15 protein-coding genes and 3 pseudogenes are annotated in these 21,377 nt (G+C 58.4%); 8 read left to right on the top strand and 10 right to left on the bottom strand.

What is annotated here, in order from left to right:
- Positions 1–41 precede the first annotated feature (41 nt).
- Positions 42–515 carry a type IV toxin-antitoxin system AbiEi family antitoxin domain-containing protein gene (locus tag A5906_RS27000; protein WP_080138300.1) on the top strand — a complete coding sequence of 158 codons (474 nt, stop codon included), beginning with the start codon at positions 42–44 and terminating at the stop codon, positions 513–515.
- On the opposite strand, the gene A5906_RS26995 is transcribed toward A5906_RS27000, so the two are convergent.
- The 3 genes from A5906_RS26995 to A5906_RS26985 form a co-directional block, all read right to left on the bottom strand.
- Complete coding sequence (locus A5906_RS26995; RefSeq protein ID WP_080138299.1) at positions 489–695, bottom strand: cold-shock protein; 207 nt, start codon at positions 693–695, stop codon at positions 489–491. The two genes, A5906_RS27000 and A5906_RS26995, sit on opposite strands and share 27 nt — an antisense overlap.
- Positions 696–1,428: 733 nt before the next feature.
- Positions 1,429–3,465, bottom strand: coding sequence for a prolyl oligopeptidase family serine peptidase (locus A5906_RS26990; RefSeq protein ID WP_201723798.1), 2,037 nt, complete (start codon positions 3,463–3,465; stop codon positions 1,429–1,431).
- A 1,879-nt stretch (positions 3,466–5,344) separates the two neighbouring features.
- Complete coding sequence (locus A5906_RS26985) at positions 5,345–5,554, bottom strand: helix-turn-helix domain-containing protein (protein WP_080138298.1); 210 nt, start codon at positions 5,552–5,554, stop codon at positions 5,345–5,347.
- Positions 5,555–6,160: 606 nt separating this feature from the next.
- On the opposite strand from A5906_RS26985, the gene aepX reads away from it, so the two are divergent.
- Complete coding sequence (gene aepX / locus A5906_RS26980) at positions 6,161–7,018, top strand: phosphoenolpyruvate mutase (RefSeq protein ID WP_080138297.1); 858 nt, start codon at positions 6,161–6,163, stop codon at positions 7,016–7,018.
- Between the two features lie 319 nt (positions 7,019–7,337).
- The gene (locus A5906_RS26975) at positions 7,338–8,129 is read left to right on the top strand and encodes a phosphocholine cytidylyltransferase family protein (protein ID WP_080138314.1); all 792 of its coding nucleotides are present in this window, start codon (positions 7,338–7,340) and stop codon (positions 8,127–8,129) included.
- A gap of 274 nt (positions 8,130–8,403) precedes the next feature.
- Here the strand turns inward: A5906_RS26975 and A5906_RS46425 are convergent.
- Positions 8,404–8,673 (bottom strand): annotated as a pseudogene (locus A5906_RS46425) (GntR family transcriptional regulator); the annotation flags it as partial.
- A gap of 417 nt (positions 8,674–9,090) precedes the next feature.
- Here A5906_RS46425 and A5906_RS26965 point away from each other — a divergent pair.
- Entirely contained in the window at positions 9,091–9,351 is a 261-nt protein-coding gene (locus tag A5906_RS26965) for an ABC transporter permease family protein (RefSeq protein WP_136615509.1), read from the top strand.
- Positions 9,352–10,399: 1,048 nt separating this feature from the next.
- Here A5906_RS26965 and A5906_RS26960 read toward each other — a convergent pair.
- Positions 10,400–10,792, bottom strand: coding sequence for an SPASM domain-containing protein (locus A5906_RS26960; protein WP_161495436.1), 393 nt, complete (start codon positions 10,790–10,792; stop codon positions 10,400–10,402).
- A gap of 1,547 nt (positions 10,793–12,339) precedes the next feature.
- On the opposite strand from A5906_RS26960, the gene A5906_RS46210 reads away from it, so the two are divergent.
- From A5906_RS46210 to A5906_RS26945, 4 genes are all read left to right on the top strand, one after another.
- Positions 12,340–12,861 carry a hypothetical protein gene (locus A5906_RS46210; protein WP_347337621.1) on the top strand — a complete coding sequence of 174 codons (522 nt, stop codon included), beginning with the start codon at positions 12,340–12,342 and terminating at the stop codon, positions 12,859–12,861.
- Entirely contained in the window at positions 12,827–13,447 is a 621-nt protein-coding gene (locus A5906_RS26950) for a nitroreductase family protein (RefSeq protein WP_080138294.1), read from the top strand. The genes A5906_RS46210 and A5906_RS26950 overlap by 35 nt, the downstream gene beginning before the upstream one ends.
- A 103-nt stretch (positions 13,448–13,550) precedes the next feature.
- Positions 13,551–14,069, top strand: a complete 519-nt coding sequence (locus tag A5906_RS42650) for a hypothetical protein (RefSeq protein WP_145680399.1) — start codon at positions 13,551–13,553, stop codon at positions 14,067–14,069.
- Positions 13,981–15,147, top strand: coding sequence for a pyridoxal phosphate-dependent aminotransferase (locus tag A5906_RS26945; RefSeq protein WP_245326923.1), 1,167 nt, complete (start codon positions 13,981–13,983; stop codon positions 15,145–15,147). The genes A5906_RS42650 and A5906_RS26945 overlap by 89 nt, the downstream gene beginning before the upstream one ends.
- A gap of 1,123 nt (positions 15,148–16,270) precedes the next feature.
- On the opposite strand, the gene A5906_RS26940 is transcribed toward A5906_RS26945, so the two are convergent.
- The 5 genes and pseudogenes from A5906_RS26940 to A5906_RS26920 all read right to left on the bottom strand — a co-directional run.
- Complete coding sequence (locus A5906_RS26940; protein WP_080138312.1) at positions 16,271–17,056, bottom strand: SDR family NAD(P)-dependent oxidoreductase; 786 nt, start codon at positions 17,054–17,056, stop codon at positions 16,271–16,273.
- 329 nt (positions 17,057–17,385) lie between these two features.
- Complete coding sequence (locus A5906_RS26935) at positions 17,386–18,279, bottom strand: beta-keto acid cleavage family enzyme (RefSeq protein ID WP_080138292.1); 894 nt, start codon at positions 18,277–18,279, stop codon at positions 17,386–17,388.
- Positions 18,280–18,920: 641 nt separating this feature from the next.
- A pseudogene (locus A5906_RS26930) lies at positions 18,921–19,397 on the bottom strand (IS5/IS1182 family transposase); the annotation flags it as partial.
- A 270-nt stretch (positions 19,398–19,667) separates the two neighbouring features.
- Positions 19,668–20,711, bottom strand: coding sequence for an IS110 family RNA-guided transposase (locus A5906_RS26925; RefSeq protein WP_080138311.1), 1,044 nt, complete (start codon positions 20,709–20,711; stop codon positions 19,668–19,670).
- A 72-nt stretch (positions 20,712–20,783) separates the two neighbouring features.
- Positions 20,784–21,377, bottom strand: a pseudogene (locus tag A5906_RS26920) (transposase family protein); the annotation flags it as partial.

Here is a 21,377-nt window from a genome sequence, read left to right as displayed (position 1 = left end):
GGTTGAAATGGCCGGTTTAAAATACAGTTAAAATACTTAATATGACTGAGCGTTATGGAAAGCTAAACCTCCTCCAACATACCTCCCGGCTGTTCGACGAGCTGCCGCATAGCGAGAGCTTCCACCAGGCCGAGATGCTTGTTGACGGCTTCTGCAAGCTCAATCCCCGCAAGCTGCAAAAGCTGCTGGACAATTGCAGAAGCGTGAAAGTCAAAAGGCTGTTGTTCTGGTCTGCCGACCGGCACAACCATTTTTGGCTGGAGCAAATAGACCGTGACAAGGTCGATTTGGCACTGCGACTGGCTGGGAAACGCTGTAACTCTGGCTGCAGCGATTGGTCAACGGCTTCGGGAGATCGAGGCTTTCAACCGGTTTGCGAGATAGCCCATGCCTGGAAGAGAAGGTCGAAAGGCCGAACGCCCAGCACTGTGACAAGGCATCCCCGGACAGGTGCGAGAACACGCTTTGCAGAGACAAGGCGGGTCAGATCAGCCAACCCGGAGATCCTCAGCTGACATCTTACCCGTACGCCCGGCCTTGAGCTGATAACTTACCCGGGCCCCCTCTTCGAGCGTGGTGTAACCGGCTTTTTCGACGGCACTGATGTGCACGAAGACATCGGAACTTCCGTCCTCAGGCCTGATGAACCCATAACCTTTGGTTGAGTTGAACCACTTCACAATACCCATTGCCACGGCGGCATCTCCATAGTGAACCGTTATGATCTAGCGAAGAGTCTCCCGGCCATCAAGTGGGTAGGCAAGAGACGAGTCGCTGCGCTGGTCACGTGATTGTTTTTATCACGTGGTTTAGCTGCGGCCGCATTGTGCAAGCGACAAAAGCGTCCTGACGTCGACGACACTTCGCCTCGAGGCTTCAGCCTAGATGACGTTTTGACCTTCGCTTCACTCGCCGCGAGCGACCCGCTTAAAGACTTGCGGAGCCTCGAACATGCCGCGCTCATCCAGAGCCGGCGGATGGTTTCGACGTTGAACAACAGGGCGGTCGTGAACTCCTTCACAGCGTCGAGCAAAACTATCGATGCGCGCATGCCTGCATTGAAGCTACCTGACACGCTTTCTCAAGTACGAGGACGGCCGCAGGGCTGCCCTTTGACTGTTCGTCTTCGGATGTCAACCGCACGTCGCGACCTGTCGAACGAACAGGGTCTGCTGAGACAATCCTGAAGGAAGCGCATTTGGCAAGTTATCCGCTCGTCATGTTGTGTTTGGGAAGCCGGAAAACCCGCTCGGCAACGGTGGATCCTGTTCAAACCGGTAACTTGCGCATCTGACGAACTTCGTCGCGCCGCCGGGCGGCTCTTCAGCCTCTCGCCTTGGGTTCGACGAATTCAGCCAAGCACCGTGAAGACGTTGAGATAACCAATGGTCTGCATTTTATCTGCTTCGATCAGGCCGTCCGCCGAACTTACTCAGAACAAAGCCGCCTCGATGCATAGGTGTATTCAAGGGCCAGTTGGCGCGCATATTCCCTGAGATTGGCCGCGGCACTGTGTCCCCCGTCGATGTTCTCGTAATAGAAGTAAGGCTGGCCCAGCGCGGCGAGCTTCGCGGCAGCTTTGCGGCCGTGCGCTGGATGAACGCGGTCATCCTTGGTGGAGGTAAGAATTAGGGGAGCGGGGTAAGTCTTGCCCGTCATCAGCTTCTGGTAGGGCGAGTAGCGCTCGATCCACGCACGCTGCTCGGCAATGGCAGGGTCACCGTACTCGCCGATCCAGGAGGCGCCTGCGCCCAGTTTGGTGTATCGAAGCATGTCAAACAGCGGCACCTTGACAATGGCCGCGTTGAAGAGTTCGGGACGTTGGGTGATTGCGGCGCCAACGAGCAGGCCGCCCTGGCTGCCGCCAATCGCGCCTAGCCGGCGCGGACTTGTGATCTTGCGGCGGATCAGGTCCTCGGCAACGGCAATGAAATCGTCCCATGTCGTCTGCTTCGTTGCCGCCTGGGCTGCTTGATGCCAGTGTGGACCAAACTCGCCGCCCCCGCGCAGGTTCGCCACGACATAGGCATTGCCCTGTTCAAGCCAGAGCCGCCCCACCGGTCCCAAATAAGAGGGCAGAAGCGAAGCCTGGAAACCGCCATAGCCATAGAGAAGTGTCGGGATCGTCCCGTCAAACCTTGCGTTCTTCGGCCGCACCAGAAAATAGGGAATTGACGTGCCATCACGCGAACTGGCTTCGAGCTGCTCCACGACATGGTTGGACACATCGAAGGCAGCCGGTGTCGTCTTCAATTCCTCAAGGCTTTTGCCTTCGGCATCAAAATACCAGACTGAGGTTGGTCTGAGATAGCTCGAGACCGCGAACATCGCCTGGTCCGCTTCATCGGAGGTGGCTGACAGGCTGACATTTGCATGTTCCGGCAGTGGGATCGGCGTCGCCGACCAAGCTCCCTGATCGTACTTATAAGCGAACGCTTTGCTCTGAACGTTCTCAAGGATCGTCATGATCAACAAATTCTTTGTGGCGCCTAACCCGCTGAGGGCCTGGCGGGGCCCAGGTTCGAAGACGAGCGAGGCTTTGGCGCGCAGCGGATCCTTTTTCCATTCGGCCAGGTCATACGAAATCAGCGATCCGGCGGCGAAGCTGATATCGCCTGGCGCCGTCCAATCTTCATCAAGCCTTACAAGCAGGCAACCACCGAGGAGACCGATTATCGCGGCCTTCTTCGGTAGATTGAGCTTGACGGGCCCATCGGGGCGGAAGACCACATACTCGGACTCGAAAGAGCTGATTGCGCGGATCGCGCCGGTCGCATGAATATTGCCCTCGCTGTCACGAAGCACGAAGGGGGACGTCAGAACGTCGGTGGGCTCGCCACGAAACATCTCGCGAGCCTCACTGAGCGGCTGAGCGCGCTTGAGCTCCTTCACCACAAAGGGGTAGCCGGCTTGCGTCAAAGTCCCCTCGCCCCAGTCCCGTGCAACAAAGAGTGTGTCACGATCGACCCAGCTGACGTGCTGCTTGCCCTCCGGGAGATAAAAACCATCCGCAACGAAGGTCTTGGCGTCGCAGTCGAACTCTCTTATGGACGCGGCATCCTTGCCGCCATCGGAAAGACTAATCAGGCAGAGGCGCTCTTCAGGCGGAAGGCAGCCGCTACCTTGAAAGATCCAATTCCTGTTCTCGGCGACCGCCAAGGCGTCCACGTCGAGAATGGTTTCCCACTGTGGGTCTTTGCTACGATAGCTCTCGAGCCTGGTGCGCCGCCAGACGCCGCGCACCTGGGTCTCGTCTTGCCAGAAATTCTCCAAACCGCGCCGTCCCAACGAAACGTATGCGATCCTATCCTTGGCCTCCAGGATGGAGAGCGCCTGTTCGTAGAAGTGCCCATAGCGAGGATCTGACTGGAGCACCCCGAGGGTCTTCTCGTTCTCGGCGCGGGCCCAAGCCACTGCGTCTGGCCCTTCGATCTCCTCGAGCCAAAGGAATGCGTCATCAGTCACCGCTCCGTTCGCTCCTGTGAAAGCCCCGTGGAAGTGAAGCGGGATTCGAAAGCGGCGTGGCGGACAAGAGTGATGTTTTCATGGACTTGCTCCGGCTGAGGTCCAGCGGCCACGCTCGCGGGCCCTTGCGCGTCAAGCAGACGCGGCGGAAAGCACGCAAGCGCGTGACACAGCGCCGCTTGGGCTATGTCGCGGATCTATTCACTGCAAGCTGCGTGCCGGCTAAAGAGTCGCAAGTTTCAGCCGTTCGGAGCTGCGCGCCCCTGTTCGGTTGCCGACATTATTGCCAAGCGGACATCACAGCGTCTCGGCCAACCGCCTGCCAGACAGCGCCAGCGTTTTTGATCTTCAGTGGCAACAACCCGGGACGCAGCAATGCTGCTTTCCTCCGCATATGAGCTTGTTCCTTCTCGCTGGCGTCATCGGGCAGACTTGTCGACGGGCATCATCCCCACGAAGAGCAGAGCATTGATCAGAGCCAGGTCGACATCGGCAAGGGTGGTGTGCATGGCGAGCTCCGACGTTTAACTGCAAGCGCAACGTTGCCGATTTGGACGACCTCTTTCTCGCGAAACCCACTAGTCACGCCGAAAGATCGGTTCCTTGACTGATTGCCGAGAGGATTGCGCTCGAGCCGAGGAGAGTAAAAGCGTCCTAGAAACGGCCTACGTTGCAACACGTCTTGAGATTGAGCCAAAAATCAACAACAGGTACGCGCACCAGATCAGATTCTTCGGCGGCCGCCCGCTCCGGCATCCCGACGGTACGATATAGACGGCCATCATAGGGCTCCTGGCATCGTCCTCCGTGGCGCGTCAGCGCGCATCCGATACGAGGTAGAAACCTGCAGAGAAGCTTCTTTCAAGCCGCCGCGGCCACGACCTTGGCTCTAACAAGTTGCGGCCCTGGGCGGCGATACGATCCCCTTCCCATGACATGCCTCCTTTCATACCGTGAGGAGGATACCTCCGATGTGGTCGGCTTGATGCTCTGCCGGCGGCACGAACAATGCGGCCGGCCCCTACTATGCGACGGCGAAATTGCAGCTCGCATGGTTGACCAGTTGAACGGGCGTGCGTCGTTAATGGCTCCGTACCCACCTCGCGGAGATCTATATGAGCTGTTCATTGCGTAGCGATTTGTGGTCGCGTTGCGCCCCTCGAATCCTCCTACACGCCGCCCCGATACTGCCAATTCGACGCCCTCTGACCGTGGTCCCACTCAGTCACATCGACTTCGGGTCGCCTGCCTTTCCAGAAACACCCAGATCGCGGCCCGCCGCAAACATGTCGAGCTTATGATGCGAATGCGCTAGATTATCAAGAAACGCAACCTTCGCGTTACCGGTCCGCGAAAGGATAGTTCAGGTAGCTAACGAGGTTGCGAGGATCGCCCGCACTTGGTTGAACGCGCAGAACGCTAGAGGATGGTGCAACGTCTACCAGCAGCACGCTTTTGGAACTACATTTGCGAACTATCACTGCGGTCTTCGCGTCCGTCCTAGGCCGTCTACTCCGCCGTTCCTATGAGCACGACTTCAGTACCTAAGCCGCTACGATCAACCTCTCTTCAACTTGCGACACACATATCCGCGTCCGCAGCAGGGGGGCCGGATCGATCACGACGTTAACACAAAGAATCCTGACGGCCATCGAGCTTTCAAGAGCGTTATGCGCCCCTGTCTCACCTCGGCTCGTAATCTACAGCGGCCCGCGACAATCGGCGACGAAACAGAAGCGCGCCTGTTCATAGTAACAGGGCCTATATTATGATCTACAGCTGCGGCCGCGTAAGTCGCTTCGGTTTCGGCCGGAGCAACCCACGGTCGCCCCTTACATTTCGTTCGATCTGCATCAGCGCAAAGGAACCGCGGCCGCCACTAAATAAGACCCAAACGCCGCGCCTCGACGACGCACTGGGTCCGGCTGGTTGTATCCAGCTTTCGCATCGCATTCTTGATATGAAAGTTGACGGTGTTATCGCTCACGCTCAGGATGACTGCGATGGCCCAGGATGACTTCCCCTTCTCCACCCATCGCAAACACTGTCTTTCCCGTTCCGACAGCACAACTTCTTGCGCATCCGCCATGAATTTCTCCTAGACTCGAGAGATCAGGAGAGGCACCGGCAAAAGCCATGCCACTCAGTGGCGACAGCAAACATCGGCGAGGCAGGATAAATTCTCGCCGATTGCCGCGACGTTCGCGCGAGGCCGCCATCCCACTGCAGCCCTGTCGTAGGGCTTGCGACATATGTCATTAACCCGACAGCAGCACTACGACAATCGTGGCTCTCGATATTTGTGTCCAACTCTATGCGAGCCGGATATCACCCCTTCACTAAGCGCTCCTCCCCGGCACGGAGTGCGGAATTCTCTCTAGGGGCCGTGCACCAGGTTTGGGAACCCAGGTCATTTCAACTTGCATCAACGCCCCTTCTTCAGCCGTTAGGCACGACGCTCATCAACCCATAACGAAGCTTCGCGTTCAGCCGCCAAGTCTATGGCAATGATGCAAGTCTGCGCGTCTCAATAAACTACCAATGCTGGTCATTGATCGGCGTCACGTTGAAGAGATATGAACAGTGACATTGGCGCCAATCGAAGATCGGCTTCCAGGATTTAGGCATGCAGTATCAACCACAAGCCGTTCGGCCTGCCGCAGGTCGTCAATACGCACAGCCGCCGGCAGTCGAAATGCTTCGCGCCCAGGTCTGCTCGAATGATGAGCTCTCGTTTCTGATGGAAGCGCATGATGGCCTATCCGCAACAATCGCCCAGCGCTCAGGATTCAAGGCGCTCTGGGCGTCTGGCCTGTCGATTGCCAGCTCGCTCGGCTATCGCGATGCCAATGAAGCTTCATGGACCCAGCTCGTCCAGAGCGTGGAACGCATAGTGGACTCAACCGAGCTACCCGTGCTCGTTGACGGTGACGGCGGCTTCGGCAATTTCAACAATGCTCGCCTCCTCGCACGCAAACTCCGTCAGGCTGGCGCGGCGGGCGTCTCGCTTGAGGACAGCTGCTTTCCCAAAATGAACTCGCTCGTTGGCGAGCGGCATCCACTCCCCGATATCGATGAATTCTCCGGTCGTCTACGGGCTGTGAAGGATGCAGTGGCCGAACAACTTGTCCTCGTCGCCAGGATCGAAGCGCTGATCGCCGGCCATGGATTGGACGAAGCCATCTTGCGCGCTCATGCTTATGCCGACGCAGGAGCCGATGCAATCTTGATTCACTCGCGGAAGAGTACCGCGAATGAGATGCTTTCGTTCGTCACCGAGTGGAGAAACCGGCTACCTGTCGTGATTGTTCCGACGACATACTATCGAACTCCAGTCTCGGTCTATCGTGATGCGCGCATCTCCACAGTCGTCTGGGCCAATCAATCCATGCGAGCTGCGGCAGCTGCAATGCGGCGCATCTGCGATCGCATCGCAGCTCAAGAGAGCGTTGCGAGCATCGAATCGGATATCGCGCCGCTGAGTGAGATATTCGAGCTCCTGCGGTATGACGAACTCGCCGCGGCCGAAAAGCAATATCTGCAGCCCAGCTAGTCCATGTCAGCAGGGGTGGCACCTAAAGTGTCCTTCCTTCAAAACCCGGCCGATCCGCCTCTGACTTCTCGTCGGTCTCCTCCAGTGTCACCCAGCAAAGCCACGACCCAACATCCTGGACAGCTCCGGGCATGGCTAAATATCTGTCTCTGATACTCAAGGCAGCTCACACAGCGGCTGATGCAGGTGTATGCGTTGATGACAATTCACACACCCCCTTCAATATCTGGTGTGGTCGGACAAGTCTACGGCAGGTAACACTAACAGAGGAGTTCACGATGCTTGCGGAGCGACACTCGGGATGAAGAAGGCGAATGAAATGCCGCTGAATGCTCCCAAGCATGCTCTTATTCTCGCCGCCGGAGTGGGCTCTCGACTGCGACCGCTAACGGATCTAAACCCGAAACCTCTAGTCCAAATCCATGGCACTCCCATCCTGCACAACGCGCTACATAATCTTGGGCGTGTCGGCGTGGAACAGGTGACGATTGTTGTCGGGTATCGCAAAGAGGCGATCCAAGACGCCTGTGGCAGCCGCTTTGGCGATGTTACGATCAAATACGTCGAATCCCCTGTTTACGACCGTACTGGGAGCGCCTATTCGCTCTGGCTGGCGCGTGACGCGCTCGTTTCCGGGGACCACTTCCTTCTTGAGGGCGACGTCTTCTTCGAGGAAAATGTATTGCGGCAGCTGATCATTAGCGAAGCGTCGGACGCGGCTGCTGTCGCTCCCTTCCATGAGCTAATGCAGGGATCAGCGGTCCTGTTGTCCGATCTTGGCTTCATTTCACAATTTCGCTTGAAACAGACAGCGAGAAATCTCATCGCGGATGACCCGCCTCTTTACAAGACGATAAATCTATTACGGCTGTCCGCGTCTACTCTGCGGACAGAGGTCGTTCCGGCCTTACACGATATGATCAAGGCCGGAGCTACCCGGGCCTACACTGAGGAGCTTCTTTCCTATCTCGTGGAAACACAAGGCCTGCAGCTTGCTGCCGTGAGATGCGATGATCTCAGGTGGTACGAAATCGATGACGCAGAAGATCTGCGTATCGCCGAGCGCATCTTCGCAAAAGCTGACACGTTCGATCCAACCGTCCGCGGGTGAGATTCACGACGGTCCGGAAGGTTGCCGTCGGCTCTCTTCAGGACATTCGCGGCTGCCTCTGACGTCGGCTGCCCCTGACGTCGGCCGCCGGAAGAACACCTACGAACCGCAAGCTTGACGGTGATGAGCCGCAACCAGCGCGGCGGCCGATTGATCCAGCTGAACGCCTGCAGTGCGTCCCGGCATGTAGCGGGAAACTGCCTGCTTCGAGCGATGATTGTAGCGGAACAGTTATTTGGCCGGCTGCGCTTTGACTGCGGAAATGGGACTATACCTAGACCTTGAAGGAGGCAGACGATTTTGATTTGCTCGTTTGCGCTTTTCCGGATCGAGGCTTTCCTGCACGCGACTGCTCTGGGGAACCAATCTCTCTGAAGTCGAATCTGAAGCTGATTCTTGGCGGAGCAGTCTCCTGCTCAAGTGCCCGAATGGCATATCTTACGGTGTGCCGGTTGACACCATGTTCCAGAGCAAGCTCTACGTCGTTCGGAAGTTTTTCGCCTGGCCAAAATCGGCTCGAGGCAATGGCTTCTTCGATGTTCGACCGAACAAACTCCCCGCGCTTTCCCTGCTACATAGGCCAAATGGTCCTTGGTTCAGGCTTTCAATTGCGTCGGATCAGCGTCAGGTGATCATTCTTCGGTTGCGCGAGCCGGGTTATGGCCGCTCCCCTCAGATAAAGACGTTGTCGGTAACGCTCCCGGAAGACAGTTGCCCGGCGCACTGAAGGGGTAGCAACAACTCCGCTTATAAAGGCATTGCCAGCAAGGATGCATAATGAAGACAACTCATGCGCCGAAAGCCCCCCGTGCATGCCAACGCCGATCGGATAGGCCAATCGTAGTACACAGCATCGTGTGAAGCGCTCCGATTAGCCGCGCCGCAATCGGTGAGAACAAACGACAGGTCTGCACTTCGTTCGTGTTCGGCCATGACAGCGGAAAGCGGGAGGGTGTCGGCGATGAGTGGAGCGCCATCGGAAGCCTTGGGCGTTTCGTTGGGCTTCCTCGCTGCCGAGCTTGCCGGACTGATCGACGAGGGACTCATGGCACTCGTCGATATGCAGGCTGCCGTGCCGTTCATGATGACCGCACTGCTTGTCATCACGATATTTGGCAATTCGCTGGCACTCTTTGTCTGTCTTGTGGGCTTGTACGGTTGGGAGCGCCACGCCCGCCTCGCGAGGGGCTGGCTTTGGTGGCCGGCAGCCGGCTCTGGATGACCACGTAATGCGGTGAGGCGCTTAACGACATCCAGGCTCGTTGCCCCAGGCAGCCGAACCAGGACGTGGGCGAGCTTGAGGGATTCTGCTACCTCGACAGCATAAGGGCTTTCACCGTACACATCACCGCCTACCATTCCAGTAAGCATGTCGGCTTTTGTGCCGAGTGCGTTGAAAGCTCGAAACCCAACACACTGGAGGTGAGACCTCCGGAAAGCAACGCCGCGAGTGTGGGGCAGCAAATGTTCCCTCCACAGCGCTGCCGATCAACGTTTCGAGAGAACTGCAATCACCACCATTATCGAGGCGGGCAGTATCCCACCAACGTGTGAGCTCGTGCGATTGAGCCGTGATTTTCAACCAGCTTCCAGGTGGCAGCTTTCGAACATCTGCAAACAACGTCCGCTCGCCGTAGACAGCACGGTAGGAGAGGAAGCTTGATAGTCCAACCGGATCGAGCTTAGATCGAGCCTCAATGTTCTTCTTTCTGCCGAGGCCGATCGAAAATCACTCGCGTTGCGGCCGCTTGCAATAGCATGCGATTTGACGGAAGCCTGTCATGCCGCTTAAGAGCCGCGCGAAGGTAGCCCAAATGGGCCTTGGGTTCGGTCGAGATGATGACTTTTGCGCCGGGACGCGCGAGCTATAAGGACGTCCTCCCCATGGCCGGAATACCAGATCGCGTGCCGCCTCAGATCCGGTACCCATGAAAGGCTCGCCGGCTTGCATGCGCGTTCGGAAAAGGGCATTCACATCGTCTCGCATACTCTCGAGCTCGACAACATGGCAGGCGGATGCTCGACCGCTGGCAATGGGGTCCTCGATCAGAGAGATATACTTCGCCCGGGCGTAAGGACCGAGCCCGACAAGAATGATATCTCCTCGCATGCCTTCTGATACTCTCTCGCTTTTGCCTCGATCAGACTTCGGACATGATGAGGCCAGACACGGGGGCGACCAGGCTAGGTTCTGACACGCCGTGATACCGCCTCCTCGCGCGTCTAGGACCTCCGATATGGAGACCGCTTTTCATTCATCGATCGCTTGGTCAGGCACAGGCAAGCGCACGGCTCTCGACATTCTTCAGGAGGGCGACCTGGCTCGGGCGTTGGCCGCAGCTACTGTTCGCCCGGACTTTCTCGAGAGCCGGCGAGGTACGCCAAACCTTCGCCAGGTCGAATTCCCGCGATCGGATATTGCCGAGGAGGAACTCGCGGCTATCGGGATCCCCGACGATGAAGGAACAGGGATACAAATCGCCGTTTGTAGAGAGATAGACAGCGGTGGTACCACAGTCGCATTTGGTATATCTGCCGTTTGGCCGCGGCTGCGAGGTATCGACGAAAATCGGCGGCGGCACTTCAAGGCGCGCTGAGCTGGGCTGCGCAGCAATCCCCCTCAGGGCTTCCTGCAGTTCTCGAATTTTGTCAGCCGAGCTCAAGCGCGCATCCTCATTGCCGAGGGCAACACCCGCAGGGACGCTTGGTCCTGAAGGAGTCGATGCCGACCGACGACAGAAACCGATAGGCGTCCAGCGCCTCATCGATGTTGTGCCGGTTGGCTGTCATCCTGGCTTGCACCAACACCCGCAATTGACCGCCTCCGCCATCTGCCGGAGTGCGGAGTCGTAAACACCCGACTTGCCCCGAAAGCGGTCCACGGTCTCCCGCTTTGCACCGTCAAAGCTGAACTGGAAGGCCAGCTTCTTGGGATCCTCGAAAATTGAGACTACATCAGAAATCCGTACCTGGCCGAGCCCTCCTGTGTTCAGTTGCACGTGAAGCCTCGCTTATTCGCATGGGCCATCACGGAGCCGCCGCGCGCGGAAACACGCGCTTGAGAAGCGGCCGCCACCCGGCAACGAGACTTTTCTGAGGGAATATCTGTCGACGCGAAGGTCGACGAAATCTCTCATCTCCTCGTATAACTGTGAAGGCTCCAACAGCCACTTGTACTCTAGGTACTCTTCGGGAACATAGCAGTGCTCGCAATGAATTGCAGTGGAAAGATGCGCAAATTCTCGCGTGGTTGAAGACAATGGGAACCGGACTATTGACTGGCATGGCGTCCTTCCGGCTCTCCAGAAAGGGTGAAGCAGAATTTATGCCAATGCGACGCGGCGAGACGCCGACAATAGTTGCGGGCGCAATGTCGCGGTCCAAACAGCTTGGCGGGGTCTAGACATCACGTGCGTTCGGTTTCGGAAAGACGCACACGCACGCCCTGGCGGCAGCCAAGCCAGTCTACGAGCTCCCGACATGCCGCCTCGGCTCAACCGGCATTTTCACCCGCGGCATCGGCAGCGATGAGCCGTTCATTTCCTACTCCGTAAACGTCGTGTGGTCATCCCCATGACCACAAGCGTGCATCCATGAGCAGAGCGTTCTCGGCAAGCGCCGATTTGTACGCACAGCTCTTCTTCATCTGCGCGCTATCGAGCAGGAACTTCTCCCACCCTTCTGGTAGTCCGGGATGCCGGTTTCGCAAGATGATTTGTCGCGTAACACACATTCCATTGCTCTCGAAGTTCGCGAAGCCGTTGACCCTATCAGCGTGTCCAAGGGTACGGTGTCAGACGTGCACGCGTAAAGCAATGCGCGCATCAGATTCTGCAAAATGGCACGCCTATTGCTAAAACGAGGGAGAAGCCGCCGATACGGTTGGTTCATTTCGGGAAGCTACCAATGACACCTCGCCCGATCGATCCTGAAGAATGCGTTGACGACGCTTGTAAGTCGCAACGCCGAAGCAACGAATATCACCGTCGCGGTGTGCGGCGACCTTCGCCGGGCTGAGCGGGTCTGTTGTCACTTGCAACAGCAAAGGGCCAAACGCAATGCTGCACGTCGGAGCAAGCTGCCACCTTTAACGAGAGTCGCTTTGGAGCGATGTAACTCACGTTTCCGTGCTAGAGACCTATGAACGGTATGGATTCAGCAAACGTCGGCTGAGGAACATACCATTCAGGCTTATGGAAGGATGCTGATCATGAAGCTTGTCGAACCTCCTTCGTGCAGCCCCGCAGCGCCGGGCGTCTTTGTTGGCAGAAATCGTCGCGGCAACTGGATTGTCCGCGAACAGAATGGCGTTTTTGGCGGCGTCTTCGTGAACCGTGCCCATGCGTTCAAATACGCATTGCGCGCGAATGGCCATCATCCGGAGACCATCGTCGAGTTGCCGCGCGAAATCGAGCTCTATATTACCGCCAGTCCGCAAATCATCAGCTCCAGACGCATGGCCTCTCAAATCCAAGCAATTCGGGAATGTCGAGTGGCTGCACTTTGCTACGCATCCAAGAGAGCAAATCGTCAATACCATGATTGCGTTCACGCGGGACATCCGGTTTGGACAGTGCGATCATCATCGGTAGCAGCAATGGAAATCGATCTCTCGCGAAGCGGACGGATTCGGTCGAGGCGCCGGGCTCGCGACACGCCCTGCCATGCCACCGAGTGCCAAGAAGAAGGAGAAGCGGATGAATATTCAAGAGACGGCCTCCAAACTCCGTGATCCCGATCACCCCGTAGACCGGATATTCGTCGACCGCTGGTCACCGCGCGGCTTCACTCAGGATCCGCTTCCCGAAAGGGTCCTGAACACCTTCTTCGAGGCCGCTCGGTGGGCGCCATCGGCGTTCAATTCCCAGCCATGGCGCTTTGTCTATGCCTTGCGCGGCCAGTCAGAATTCGAAGCCTTTCTTGCTCCTTTGATCGAGTTCAACCAAGGTTGGGCGCGCCACGCGGCCGCTCTAATCTATCTACTGTCGAGGAAAGAGTTTGCGCCACCCGGGAAGACCGAACGGCTATTCTCGCGCACGCATTCCTTCGACAGCGGAGCCGCCTGGGCGAACTTTGCCAATCAGGCAACGGCCGCAGGTTGGGCTGCACACGGCATGAGTGGATTTAACTTGGGGAGGGCGCGCAGGATGCTTAGGGTGCCCGAGGGTTTTGCGGTCGAGATCGCGATCGCCGTTGGACGTAAGAGCGACGGCGCAGGCCTGCCGCCTGGCCTATTGCAGCGTGAACAGCCGAGCGGCCGCTCTCCGGTCGGAGATTTTGTCGGCCGCGGCTTCTTTCCCGAACGGTTCAGGAGCTAACGAATCGGCCGAACACGGATCGACGACCCGTGCAGGCGAGAACGCCACAGTCGCGGCACCAACAAAGCGCGGCACCGCAACTCCACAGCGGCGGTTGGTAGGCATGCGCAACTCCTTCGTCCAGCAAGGCTGGCCGATCAAACTCACCGAGTGGCATGCCGATTGCTCGAACAAAGAGAAACATGTCACCGCGAACGGCCGTCAAATAGTTACCGATGGAACCTGCCCGATTAGTCCAATTAAATCCAATGAAGGGTATGTGCTCCGTAACTCCAAAACCGCGAATATCAACGCGGCTGCCGTGAACTTCACCGAAGCCGCCAGGGGGATCGTTGGAGCATCCAAACGCAAGACCAGCCATGACATGCTGAGCCCCGGCATAAGCCGGACAATCTTATGGATTTATTCGTCAACTCTAAAGGTTCAGCGGCTTCTCACGGCCGAGCCCCTCACTCAGGATATCTATCGAGCCATGGTCTCGCGGCTCCAAAACGCCGCATTCGGAGAGAACTCGCATGCTGGCGAAACGGACAATGTTTCTGAAATCGTCGGCGACAGCGACGTGGACTGCCGCCGAAGCAATTGCCGCATGCAGCGACCACATTATCGACTTAAGCATTGAAGAGATCTGCAGCGAATTAGCTCCATCGATACGCGAGGGCGCGATCGCCGCGATAAATCGCAACCTCAGCCGCCACACCGACGCAGTCGATCTGCCGGAGTTGCGCAATGCGCTTGCTCGCAAGATTTCCGACGAGACCGCCCAGCCGTGGTCGGCAGACGAAATCGCGGTGACGAGCGGCGCCAAACAGTCACTCTTCAATGCAGTCATGGTTCTTCTGAATCCCGGAGACGAAGTGCTGATCCCCGCCCCTTACTGGACCCCTCTGCCGGCCCAGATCGGCATTGCGGGCGGCACGCCGGTCTTCATCGAGACCCGCCATAACAACTATCTACCCAAGCTTAGTGACCTCACGGCCGCTATTACAGAAAAGACTAAGGCGATCGTGGTCAACACGCCGAGCAATCCGACCGGCGCGATCTACAACCGTACCACTCTTGGTGACATTGCTCAACTCGCGATCGACCGGAATCTCTGGATCATCTTCGATGAATGCTGCGGGAATTTCATCCATGCCCCACATACCCATCACCAGATCGTCTCGGTGACTCCTCGGGTACGCGCTCGTACTTTGCTCGTCAATTCGCTGTCCACGTCACTGGCTCCAACCGGCTGGCGAATTGGCTATCTAGCTGGCCCCAAGGCAATTATCAGCGCGGTTAGGGCGCTACAAGCCGATACATCCTCTCCCAATCTCACCGGCCAGCATGCGCTTCTCCATCACCTCGAGTCCGCCGACTCTGCCTTCGAACTACGACTGCAGCGCCATGTTAGCAACGCGCGGTCGCTCGGTCTCTCCATACTTTCGACGCTAACATCGGTACCCCAACCTGCCGCCCAGGGTGGATTCTACTTTTATCTCGATCTCACCCGATGGTTGCGACGCGTCAACGCTCATGGCCGTGACATCAATGCCGATGACGTCGTTAACGTGTTGCTGATGGATGCTGGTGTCGTAGCAATTTCGGGCACAGCCTATGGCGACCCCGTTGGGGTCCGGCTCTCCTACGGCATCGATCTCGGATTACTCGACAAAGCTCTGCGCCGTTTGGCGGTAACTCTAAACACGTGGAATTGAACTCTTTCCTCGCTAGATGCCTCGATTGAACAGGTGACCGCACGGTGGGGTTCAACCGACATCATCATCCCTCCAGCAGAGCGGGCGGCGACACATTTGAGAACGTGCAGACCACGTTATGTTGGACAATTTAAGCGTGAACGTACCAGTGCTCCGAGCAGGGCCGCGACTGGCTGCCGGAAGAGCGACGTCGCGGTCGAGTTTTTGGCGACCGTGCTGACCGCCCGCCGGCGGTCACCCCGGCGTCGACAAAGTCGTTGCGGAAGACTTCGTCGACGAGCTGCGCTCGACAAACGAGACCCCGCATCCTGCACAGAGCACCAGCGGGTGCCGAGGAGATATTCGGCAGATTCAAGACGGTCGCCGGACAAGAGAAGACCAGCTTCCGCTGGTGGCGATCACGTCGAGTGGGCTTTTACGTTTCCTGCCGCCTACAATCTGGTGCGCCTACCGATGCGGATAAGGGAGGGCCGCAGATCGCCAAGGCGCCCCGCTTCGCGGAGACATATGGAGGCGCCTGGGCGCATCGTCAACCTGGATCAACTCAATAGTGACTGCCTCAAGTCTTGGTGAAGAGAAGCATCTCAGCTAGAGGGTAAGTCCGACGGGGAAATTCCTTCGGTGCTAAGGGACTTTTTGACGACGCCCCTGCGCACGAGACGATCTGGAGTGGGTTCTTAAGACCGGACTGCGGCAGGCGGCTGATTTGACCGCCATGCGGATACCTTGATTCTCGAGCTGTCGCGGGCTGAGATAGCCGAAACCCGAATGCAATCGCCCCGGGAAGATCCTCTACGAGGTCTTCACACTTTTCGTACGCCGCGGTTCATAGCAAGAACAGGGCTCGTCATCCGTCAACATCAGGTAAGATTCGAGCTCGGTACGAGAGATGATCGCCACTATCTTCCCGAAATCTTTACTGCCGTCCATGCCTTGAGGACCTTACGCCTGGAAGCGGATAAATGCGTCCAGCCATTCCACGAGGACGCGGAAGTACACCTGCTGCTTTCCGCCAGCAGGCGCGCATTGGCCCGCGAGCGCGCCTGATCGGACTCGGCCCGTGCCGCATGCACAGACGTGCTAGGACAACCCGGGACATGGCGACGAGAGAGCTTTCGCGTCCTCACAAGATCAGATGCATGCCAGCGTCAATGCGGACGCATTCGCCGGTCATATTGTTCGATTCCGGGCTTGCGAGGAAGCAGACGAGCTGTGCTACATCCTCAGCTGTGGAGACAACCTCGAGCGGCACACGCGCCAGCACTGTATCCCGCACCTCGCGGGCGCGCGCCTCGCCACGGCCCTTGGTGAACCAGGGCGTATCAATATAGTCGGGACAAACCGTGTTGACGCGAATGGAAGGCGCTAGCGCGCGCGCCAGCGGCAGCGTCATGGTATTCAGGGCGCCCTTGCTCGCTGAGTACGCGATCGATGAGCCGTCCCCGTTAATGGCTGCGACCGATGAGACGTTCACCACCGCGGCCGGCCGTCCGCTCACTTTCGCGCCGATTTCGAGCAGCGAGCGCGCCGCACGGATCATCTGGTACGGCCCGATGGTGTTGACGGCATAGATGCGCTGAAAATCCTCGGCCGAGAGGCCGTCGAGATCACGATGTGGCACATGTTTTGTGATACCGGCATTGTTGACGAGCACATCGAGCCGTCCCCAGGATGCCGCAGCTGCGACGATCTTTCTGCAATCCTCATCGCGCGAGACGTCGCCCTGCACCACCAGGACGTCGGCAGCCCCCGCGTTGCGGCAGGCTTCGGCCGTTGTCTCGGCTTCTTTCTGGCTGTTGGAATAGTTGACCACGATGCGCGCCCCGCGTTTGGCCCAGAGTCCCGCGGTCGCCGCTCCAAGCCCTGACGCAGAACCTGTAATGATCGCGCACAATCCATCCTTCGACATCATTCCCTCCTCTTGAGCATTCAAGCCACATGTTACCGGCCGGGAACAGCCCTGCTCGCCCGTGGCCGTCAACCCTTTGTCGTGTTTCTCGCGCGAGCACGTTGAAGAACTGAAGTGCTTGTCCTCGGCGAGCAGGGCGTTCGGTGAATTCATCTCCGCCTGCAGCGACGATGGCCAAAGCCCAGTCTCGAGGAGCGGATTAAGGGTCAAGGCCCCCGCCGCCGTTAGCGCCCCCTGCGCCTACCCGCCGCCGATGCCCCGCCCAGCAGCCTGACCTCTCGCGGCTGGCTCTCAAAGGAGTCTGAGCGCTTCGGCATCAATCGGATTTCTCAACCATGAACTTTGAGCGCGAGCCTCTCGCGCACCTGATCTGGGCCCATCACCCGCACCCCGATCCGGTCGAGAATTTCTACCGCCCGCTGCACGAGTTCGGCATTAGTCGCCAGCCGCCCGCGGGAGAGGTACAGGTTGTCCTCCAACCCCACTCGCACGTTTGCGCCGAGCAAGGGTGCCAACGCCACATACGGGAGCTGCATGCGTCCAATTGAGAAGGTTGAGTAGATAGCGCGCGGCGGGAGCCGGTGCACCAGGGCCAACAGCGTGGTCGGATCGCCCGGCGCGCCGTAGGGAATCCCCATGCACAGCTGGATCAGCGGCGGATCGTCAATCAGCCCCGTTTTTATCAAATCGTGCACCATCACCAGATCACCGGTATCAAACACCTCAAGCTCAGGGCGCACCCCCAGCTTTTGCAGGCGTGCTGCCATTGCGCGCACCGTCGCGGGGGTGTTGACCACGATCAACTCGTCACGAGTGCCGTAGTTCAACGTTCCGCAATCCAACGTGCTGATCTCGGGGCGCAGCTCTTCGATGTGCACCAACCGCTCAGTCGCACCTGCCATGTCCGTTCCGGCCGCGGTCGGCAACGGAGACTCCGGCCCGCCCATCACCAGAGCGCACCCCATCCCCGTAGTCAGATTGATTACCGGATTCACATTTGACTTTCGAATGCGCTGCACAACCTCCCGATACAGCGCCGGTTCTCGCGAGCCCTGCCCCGTCTCGGGATCACGCACGTGAATGTGCACCTGCGCCGCCCCTGCGCGCGCCGCCTCGATTGCCGAGTTTGCAATCTGCTCCGGGGTTACCGGCACATGCGGGCTATGTTTCGGGCCGCTCCCGCCCCCCGTGACCGCACAGGTGATGAACACCTCGGAAATCATGCCTACCTTCTCCTCTCGCTAAAAGCTCGACCTGTCCCAAGCCGAGCCAGAATGGCGATAAGTTCTATTTCATGATGTTTAGGGCTTTCGGAGTTCTGAACGCAAACAGCGTCGAGTCGTTAACTCGGGTGGAGCGGGTCTCATCGGGAATTCCAGGCGACAGGCCTAAGAACGCTGTGGCTGCGGCATTCCGCAACACAGCAATCGGTGTGCCAAGTCGTAGCCTCCGTGCGCGAGGCGTGAGAAAGCGCGTCCAACTAACAGCTTGCTCTTGGAATGGCCTTGCAGGTTGTCAGAGTTCCAACAACGCGGTAGCCAACCTGCCACGTCTGACAGGACTAGATGAAGCCTTGGATGCTGGTCGTCCGCGTGCCAGCCTGAATGCTGCTCAACGCGGGTCCGCCCCAGAGCGACGGCCGAGCGCTTGACATCAGAGCATCGCCCGGTGCGCTTTGCTACGATCGTGCGGTCAATGACGGTTGCGATCGAGGCACCCGGCTACGACATGATGCAAGCGGCGCTGTGATTGCCCTTCTCCCTGTCCTTCTCCGTTTTGCGGCTCGGGCGGACACTCAATGCGCGCTCTGAACTCGCAAAATGCCCCCATCGGCCGCGTTAGTCGACCGTGAAGATTCGTATTTTCAGGTCGGATTGAGCAGCGGCGGGGTGAAGAGTGCGGCCAGGATTTGGTGCAACAAAGGCCTGAGCAAGCGGAGGAGGCGGCGGAAGTTGTAGCCGACAGCGAGCACGGCATTGTTGGCATCGCCGTGCTTGAACCAGAGATAGTTGCGTTCCATGCGGTGCTCGGCCTTGAGATGGCCGATGACAGGCTCGATGGCGGATCTGCGGCGCATGGTGCGCTTGATCGACGGCGTGACGCCTCGCTTCTGACCCGAGATGAAGACCCTGAACTTGTAGTCCGGCGGCGCGTTGTGGCCGCGGTATCCCTTGTCAAGGATGAGCCGCTCGATGATGTTGCCGACGAGCTTTTCCATGTCTGGGATGACGGTTTGCAGCGTGTGGCCGTCATAGGGATTGCCGGGCAGCGCCTTCACATGGGTGACGAACTGGCCGCCCCGGGCGTGGCTGAGCGTGGTTGCGACGGAGACCTTGACGCCGATCTATGGACCACGCCCGCATTGCAAGAGGAATCGACATACGGATGAAGCGGTTTGCGCCAATCTATCCGGCTTCAATTTGGGGCTGTTGCCCCGAGCCATCATGGATATCCGCCCACTTCTGTCCTCAATAACTCGCCGGCCTCAAGAAGGGCCTGGAGTCGAACCAGGCTTCAGAGGTGTCGGTGGAACCGTTTCTCCATTCGTTCTTTCCGTCTCGCAAACCTCGACGGGTTAGTGTAGTCCGACCTTCCTTTCCGGCCCTGTTTCTTATGCGGTGCGGCCCAGGCGGTTGGCGTCGTAGTCACGGCCCTTTGCGAGCATGCTCCAGGCCATGCGCGCGAGTTTTGCGGCCAGGGCAACAACCAAGACATTGGAGTGGAGCCGCTTCGACGCTGCCTCCAACCGGGCTGCGAAGCCATGCCGAGGCCAACTCTGACGGTGCAGGAGTACGGCTCTGGCACCTTGAATGAACAGCGTTCGCAGGTACCGATTACCGCGCCTCGATATGCGCCCGAGAATGGTTCGATCGCCGGTCGAGATTTGCTTCGGTACCAGGCCAAGCCATGCTGCAAAGTCTCGGCCTTTATGGAAGGTATCACCGGTTCCGATGGCGGCGACCATCGCGCTTGAGATGATCGGCCCGACGCCGGGCGCACTCATTAGGCGGCGACAGTGTGGATCTTGATCAGCAAGTTCGTCGATTTCTTTCGTCATTGACGCGACCCGTCGGTCGAGATAGCGCCAGTCCTCGGCTAAGTCTTGAATGAGCTGGATCACTCGAGACGATAAGCCGTCCTTTGGCGCGGAGAGAATCTGAGGAAGTGCCAGTCGGAGTGCTGCCGCTCCCTGCCGCACTGGTAGCCCTCGCACAAGCAAAAAGCCCCGGATTTGATTGATGACCGCCGTTCTCTGCGTCACCAGTCGACTGCGAACTCTGTGGAGTGCCTGTAAATCAAGTTGTTCGGCTGACTTCACTGGGACGAACCTCATTGTCGGGCGCTGAGCGGCCTCGGCGATCGCTTCCGCATCCCGAAAGTCATTCTTGTGACCCTTGAGGTATGGTTTGACGTACTGTGCCGGCAAGAGCTGTACTTGATGGCCCAATTTCTCGAGTTTGCGCCCCAGATGATGTGCGCCTGCACACGCCTCCATTCCGATCAGACAACGCGGAACATTGCCCAGCGACTGGTCAAGCTGATTTCTCAATCGCTTCTTGCGTAGGATGATTGCCCCTGTGGCATCGAGCCCCACGACATGGAATGTATTCTTCCTGAGATCGATACCGATTGTGGCAATGTTCGTATTCGACATGGCTTGTGCTCCTGCTGCTGCCTCGCGGGGCTCGACCTTGCCGCCGAGAACGGGCGTGGTCCATGCCATTAACTCGTAAGGGCGATGGGCCTTGCCCTTGCCGATGCATTCGATCTCCGGCGCATGCAACGAATAGACCTTCGTCCCGCTCTGGCGCTGCTGCTGCTCGTGGATGCGGCGCGCCAGCAATAGCAGCTTCGAAAACCTCCCCTCGAGCGCGGCGTCGCCCGCGATCTTGCGGCTGATGTCGCGCATCACCCGGCCGAGATAGGTGCGCAACGTCTTCAGCGCACGCCTGGCACGCTTGAACTGCTGGCATGGGCGTAGCGCTGATGCTTGATCAGGGCGAACTTGCCGACCCTCGCATAGGACTGGCGCAACTCGACGCCTATCAGTTGCGCCAGCCGCACCAGCTTCTCGCGCGCCCGGTTCAGAAGCTTGGCGTCGGTCGGGAACATCACGCTCTTGGGCTGCACCAGTCGTGTCCACGATCACCCGGGAGAGCTCGGACAGCTTGATCGCCTTGGTCCTGACGGCGACCGACAGGCTCTCCTGCAGCAGGGCTTTCAGGCGCTCCTCGCCCATCCGGTTGCGCCAGCGCGTCAACAGCGATCGAACACCGGACGGTGCTGGAAACACTCCTCGCCGCAGAAGAACTGATAATAG

This window comes from Bradyrhizobium sacchari (assembly GCF_002068095.1).
GTDB classification, from domain to species: domain Bacteria; phylum Pseudomonadota; class Alphaproteobacteria; order Rhizobiales; family Xanthobacteraceae; genus Bradyrhizobium; species Bradyrhizobium sacchari.
Note: the sequence above shows the minus strand (reverse complement) of the source record. Positions and strands in the feature narration are given on the sequence as shown.